Annotated in this window: 5 protein-coding genes; 4 read left to right on the forward strand and 1 reads right to left on the reverse strand. The window is 56.7% G+C overall.

The window, feature by feature from the left end:
- Window positions 1–82 precede the first annotated feature (82 nt).
- The 3 genes from AC1DWF_RS29065 to AC1DWF_RS29075 all read left to right on the forward strand — a co-directional run bounded on the left by AC1DWF_RS29065 (window position 83) and on the right by AC1DWF_RS29075 (window position 4,197).
- Window positions 83–2,710, forward strand: a complete 2,628-nt coding sequence (locus AC1DWF_RS29065) for a PAS domain S-box protein (protein WP_476842370.1) — start codon at window positions 83–85, stop codon at window positions 2,708–2,710.
- Complete coding sequence (locus tag AC1DWF_RS29070) at window positions 2,707–3,072, forward strand: response regulator (protein ID WP_476786014.1); 366 nt, start codon at window positions 2,707–2,709, stop codon at window positions 3,070–3,072. Before AC1DWF_RS29065 ends, AC1DWF_RS29070 begins: the two co-directional genes overlap by 4 nt.
- A gap of 570 nt (window positions 3,073–3,642) precedes the next feature.
- A complete protein-coding gene (locus AC1DWF_RS29075) occupies window positions 3,643–4,197 on the forward strand; it encodes a serine hydrolase domain-containing protein (protein ID WP_476789228.1) in 555 nt (184 codons plus the stop codon).
- Between the two features lie 609 nt (window positions 4,198–4,806).
- On the opposite strand, the gene AC1DWF_RS29080 is transcribed toward AC1DWF_RS29075, so the two are convergent.
- Entirely contained in the window at window positions 4,807–5,247 is a 441-nt protein-coding gene (locus tag AC1DWF_RS29080; protein WP_476786210.1) for a hypothetical protein, read from the reverse strand.
- Window positions 5,248–5,708: 461 nt separating this feature from the next.
- Here AC1DWF_RS29080 and AC1DWF_RS29085 point away from each other — a divergent pair.
- Window positions 5,709–6,295: aminopeptidase (locus AC1DWF_RS29085; RefSeq protein ID WP_476842371.1), on the forward strand; the 587-nt coding region annotated here is incomplete at its 3' end.

A 6,295-nucleotide genomic window follows, 5' to 3' on the forward strand; every position in this document is an offset into this window, starting at 1 on the left:
CAATACTATAGATGAATCTGACGGGCATTTTCAGCTCGTTGCGCTCTCTGGCGCACCTCGAACGGCGTTTGAGAAATTTGGGATGCCGCGCAACACAGCAATATTCGCGCCGACATTCAACGGCGAACGAGTAGTGAGAAGTGACGACATTCACCTCGACCCTCGCTATGGCAAGTCTGCGCCACATTTCGGTATGCCCGAGGAACACCTTCCAGTCCGAAGTTATCTAGCCGTTCCCGTTGTAGCTCGTTCGGGGGAAGTTCTCGGCGGATTGTTTTTCGGGCATGAGAGCCCCGGGATGTTTTCCAAAGAAACGGAACAAGTAGTCCAGACAATCGCAGCCCATGCCGCTGTTGCGATCGACAATGCCCAACTACAGATCGCCAGTAAACGAGACAATGCCGATCGGCKAAAGGCAGAGGTAACGATTGAGCATTTGGCATCGATCGTCGAAAATACCAACGACTCCGTCATAAGCACCGATCTGCACAGCATAATCAGCAGTTGGAACAAGGGGGCCGAACGCCTTTTTGGCTATACCGCGAGCGAAGTTATGGGCAAGACCGTCACGATCTTGATCCCGCCAGAACTGAAGAATGAAGAGGCCGGGATTTTAGACAGAATTCGCAAAGGGGAGCGGATTGAACATTACGAGACAAAGCGCTTACGCAAGGATGGCGCTACTGTCGACGTGTCGCTAACTGTGTCTCCAATTCGTGATGCGGAACATCGCATTGTTGGCGCATCGAAAATCGCTCGCGACATAACTGAGCGGAAGAAATCGGAAGCGGCTCTCTCCAACCAGGTTCGCCAGCAGACCGCTCTCCATAGGCTTACCGAGCGGCTCCATCGCGCGAAAAGTATTGAAGACGCTTATGCCGCGGCGCTTGACGCCATCCAGACGGCCCTCGTTTGCACCAGGGCGTCAATTTTGCTTTTCGACGAGTCTGACACGATGCGATTTGTGGCGTCGCATGGTCTTTCCGACCGTTACCGCACGGCAGTTGATGGGCATTCGCCATGGAGTGTTTCAAGCCGGGATCCGGCACCAGTTTTCATGGAAGATGTTCGCCAGGCAGTTATATCGGAGGAACTCCGAACTACAATTCGGGATGAAGGCATTGGGGCGTTAGGCTTTTTTCCCTTGCTCACGGGGAAGAAGCTGATCGGAAAATTTATGACCTACTACGATGAACCGCACATCTTCACTGATCAAGACGCGGAACTGGCGCTGACGATTTCTCGGCAACTTGGTTTCAGCATCCAAAGAATTCGGTCCGACCGGGCGAGGCGTCAGGCGCAAGATGAACTGAGGGAGAAAGAGGCCAGGGAACGAGCCCGCGCGGCGGAACTACAGGCAATTATGGAAGCGGTGCCATCGCCTATTTGGATCGCGCGAACGAGCGACTGCAGTGTGATCGGCGGCAACCGGAGTTCCTTTGAACTGCTTCGGCTACCACCTGATGCCAACAGTTCCCTGTCTGCCGCACCTGATGAGCGACCCGTGCACTTCCAAGTCTATTCCGCAGGCACGAAGCTTAGTCCTAACGAGTTGCCCGTTCAGCGAGCCGCGCGCGGGGAGGAGGTAAGCAATTTCGAGCAAGAGATTCGTTTTTTAGACGGAACTTCCTGTCACCTGTTTGGCAATGCCACTCCATTACGGGATCCAACGGGGAAGCCTGTTGGAGCTGTCGCGGCATTTGTTGATATAACGGAACGTAAGCAAGTCGAGGCGGCCCTGAAGGAAAGCGAGGGGCGGCTTCAGTTGGCGCTTGATGCCGGACGGATGGGGGCTTGGGACTGGGATATCGAAACCGGTAAGATTGTTTGGTCACCCGGACTTGAACGGCTCCACGGCCTCGAACCAGGAGCTTTTGGCGGAACTGTCGCCGACTTCAAGCGAGATGTTCACTCTGATGATGTTGTCTTGGTCGAGCGGCAAATCCGTCAGTCGATTGACACTCAAAGCGACTATCATGTTTCGTACCGCATCTGTCTGCCCGACGAGACGATAAGATGGGTGGAGGCGTTTGGTCGGCACGTCCCATCGCGAGGTGGCAGCGGCAAGCGCCTTGCTGGCGTTTGCATGGATGTAACTGAACGCAAGGCCTCCGAGGCACAGCTAAGCTTATTGATCGCTGAGTTGAGCCATCGGGTCAAGAACACCCTTGCCACTGTGAATTCAATCGCTCGACAGTCCTTCGCATCGAACCCAGATATGGAAGAAGCTCAGCGTTCTTTCAGCGCGCGCATTCGCGCGCTTGGGCAAACCCATACCAGACTTGCCGAGTCGAACTGGGCAGGCGTTTCGCTAGACACGATCGTGCGTGACGAATTGGCCCCCTATCGCGAAGAGCGTGACGGCAACTTTGATATTTCAGGTCCGCATATAACGCTCACGCCAAAGCGTGCCTTGACCTTGGGAATGGCAATACACGAACTCGCCACGAATGCTGCAAAATATGGTGCACTTTCTACAGAGCATGGCGAAGTCAGAGTGACTTGGAATGTCGCTGGAAGGCCTCCTGTATTGAACATTCAGTGGCGCGAGGCGAACGGCCCGCGCGTCATGCGCCCAAAGCGTAGTGGCTTCGGACGCATGCTGTTGGAGCGCGTGCTTGTTGCCGAGTTCTCGGGGTCTGTGGCGCTCGATTTCGCAGAGAATGGACTTGTTTGTTCGATTGAGCTTCCGCTTGCCGAGTCAGTATGATGAATGAGCAATTGCCAAGAGTGTTGGTTGTCGAAGACGAACATTTGCTGGCGATCACATTGGTGGATGACCTTCAAGCTGCCGGATTCGTGCCGCTTGGACCCTATTCGACCTTGGCTAATGCCATCGAGGCGTCGCGAAATCTAGCTTTCGAAATGGCCACACTCGATGTCAATCTCAACGGTCAGTGGGTCTATCCCCTGGCGGAAGAGCTGGTGGCGCGAGGGATTCCGTTTCTTTTCCTCACAGGCTACGCACCCTCGGATTTGCCCGAGAAGTTCAGGGACCACCCCCGCATAACCAAACCGTACGATGCGGCCGTCCTCGATCGCCGGCTGCGCCGGCTTGTTGGGGCAGCATGAGGAGAACGGCTAGAGCGGCCTGTCGAAGCCTTGCTTGGCAGGCCGTTTCAGTTGGTACGGCACCGGGATCTCAGCGGTTTCTGTCTCGGTTGCATGAGCTTTGCTTCAGTTGGGCTGTCTTACTTATCCTTTGGAACATCTCGAGCGAGTAGATCCGCAAGTACGTAGGCCGCCCTACGAAGCAGATTTCGTATCTCGAACTCGGATGGAATTTCGAGGCTATCAGCTGTTTCGAGTAACTCGACGACCAAGTCGACGCCTTGCTGGTGCAGTACGGGCAAGACAACCTCCAGATTGCGCGGGGATGCCCTAGTTCGTTGGTGCCCGCGGATCGCCTCACCTTAGCAGATTGTGGCTTTTTCTGCGGGGCCCTCGCGAGACATATTCTTCTTCTATGTGTCAAAGCACGGCGCTGCAGACCGGAGTAGGGGGGCCGGGCCGGTCTACAGTGCCGATTTATGCGACGGCGAGGCGATGACGCGCCACAAAACAAAACAGAGAACGGCAAAGTACCGGCTCGGCGGAAGCATCACTGGGTAGCCAATGCGGTCAAGTCGGCCTGATCTCGCGATGGAGAGCGTCTCCGGGAATGCTCTGACGCGCTCACCCGCCCAACTCCTACGGCACGAAGCGGGGTTGCCAGACTACGGCTCCCTTCCGAGTTACCATGCCGATATCGAAGCGAGGCAGTCGCCTTGGTCCATTACTGATCTATTGAGCGCGGTCGAAGCGGATCGACTGCGATATGAACCAGGTCACGGTTGGGCCTATTCAAATATCGGCTACCTAGAGGTCGCCAGATTGATCAAGAAAGCATCGGAGCTGTCCCTAACCGATGCTCTTGCCGAGCTCGTCTTCATTCCCGCCGAGCTTGCCTCAGCCAGGCTCGCCATCACTCCGGCTGATTTGGCAGATGTTCACATGGGCGATGTGGTCGGTTACCATCCGGGTTGGGTCTACCACGGACTGGTCGTGGGTACGGCGATAGACGCGGCCCGTCTTCTTCGCCGCTTATTGTCAGGCGATCTTGTTAGACCCGACTCGCTCTCCAGAATGCTCGAACCTAAACCGCTCCCCAATTTCGCTCGGAGCTTCATCCCGATTCTGCATACGGAATGGGACTGATGTTGTGGGCAACGAACCCGCTCGGCCATCCCATCGGACACAGTTGAAGTGGTCCAGGAAGTCGGATCGCTGTCTACGCGCAACAGGGAACAACCTGCGTCGTTTGGGCGGCTACGGCATCTGGTGCCAATCCCGAGGCGGAGGTCTTTCGAAGTCTGTGGAACGGCCGCATCTGAAGTGGGCCTGTCCGCGCAGGGCAGGTTGAACCTTCGTCCCTTTCTGCGGAACCACCGTTGTTTGGCTAGCGTTTATAACGGAAGCGTGTGTGTGCGACCCCTCTAGCACCGCGCTTCAGCATGGGGCCTGCCGGAGACCTCCCGGCAGGCCTTACTTTTAAGGCGAACCGGATTTTCAAGCCCAGCTGTTTCTTTGCTGTTCCAAGGGGGAGGGCTGCCGCGCGAAATTCTCCAGGTCGGTTCCCTCGGGCTATATTGACCGCAGCGGGGCCGTTGGCGAGTATCGCGCAGGCCCTGCACTTGGGTCGATTCCCAGACGAGTCCCCACGGGACGAAGCAGTGACACCGCGATTTGCTAGTCAATCAGCGTCTGATCATGCCTTGCTTGGCCGTGTGTTTCGCGAGACCTCTGGGTGCGGTCACGTCCCGTGCCTTAGCCAGGCGGTGCTGGCGGCAACTCGTAGAGAGTAAAGCCGTCCTGTCGGTCGCGTGCGACGTAGCCGATGATACCGAACCACCGAGCCACATCTGGGCGATCTTGCCAGCCCCGCGACTGGATTGGGACGTTGCCAGCAAGCTGTTGAATCCTGCGGATGTGCCGCTTGCAAAAGCGCACTGTCGCAGCCGTGAAGAACTCATCATGGGCAGCAAACAACGTTTCCGCGGCATCCGAATGTTCATGCCAGGCGATGATTGCCACTGTGCGGTCTCCTTCGACCAGCGCGTGCGCACGCCCTTCCTTCAGATTCATCATCAGGTTGTCGTGGGCGGATTTCGCATCTTTGCCTGCGGCGGCATATTCTTCTGACATTCGCGTGGACAGGTCGTGGAAGACTACCTCGAGATCTCCTACAGTTGCTGTTCGTGCTCTCATGTCTCCTCCTTGCCCCGAGGCAGCAGTTTGCCTCACGAAGGCGATATGTCCAGCAAAAGACATCTTTTCCGATAGCCGCCGACAGCATTACGTGCGGCAATCTCTGAACGTCAGCCATCGTGAATAACGTAGCCGAAAACCGCCGATCCGCTTCCGGCACCCCCGAGCGACTGTATCGCCGCCGGCATCGCGATGGGTCGTAAATTGCTAACGGAGCTGCGTAGATTGATGCAAACGTCCCAATGGCTGGGAGAAAGGCGGCCTAGACGGACAGTCCGCATGCCTCCGAGCCCGGCTTGGATCGCACTTCCGGGAATACAACGCGGATCACCGCACTGTGCCAATCTTGCCGAGGAATGAAGGTCTAGCCTACACCGCCTATCCCGGACCTGGATCAACTGATGTGAGACCGCGCGGGGGCAATCGCGGCATCTGGCCTGTTGGGATGTGTGAGCAGTGCAATGAGCAAATCGTCGACGCGTTCATTTTTTCGATTGCTTGCTGCGATGGTCACGGTGTCCGGCCTGGGCGGTTGCACCGGTATTTCCTACTACGCGCAATCCTTGAACGGTCACGTACAGATCATGACGGCGCGCCAGGATGTCGGCAAATTGATCGACGATCCTTCGACCCCAGAGGCGTTACGGGCCCGAATGTCATCGGCGAGCGCTGTACGGCAGTTTGCGACGGACGCACTGGCGTTGCCCGACAACAACAGCTACCGCACCTATGTCGATATCGGTCGGGACGCTGTGACATGGGCCGTGTTCGCCGCGCCGGAATTCTCGCTGACGCCACGAATATGGTGCTTTCCGGTTTTCGGCTGCGTTCCCTACCGGGGATATTTTTCCAAAAAGTCCGCGACTGAAACTGCCGAGGAACTTCAACGACAGGGGCTGGATGTTTATGTTACGGGCATCACCGCGTATTCCACCCTGGGCTGGTCAAGTGACCCGCTGCTAAACACGATGCTCAACCAAAATGAAACGTATCTCGCGGGGCTGGTGTTTCATGAGCTGGCCCACCAGCGCGTCTATGTGCATGACGA

The sequence above is a fragment of the Aminobacter sp. P4_D5 genome (genome assembly GCF_056401815.1).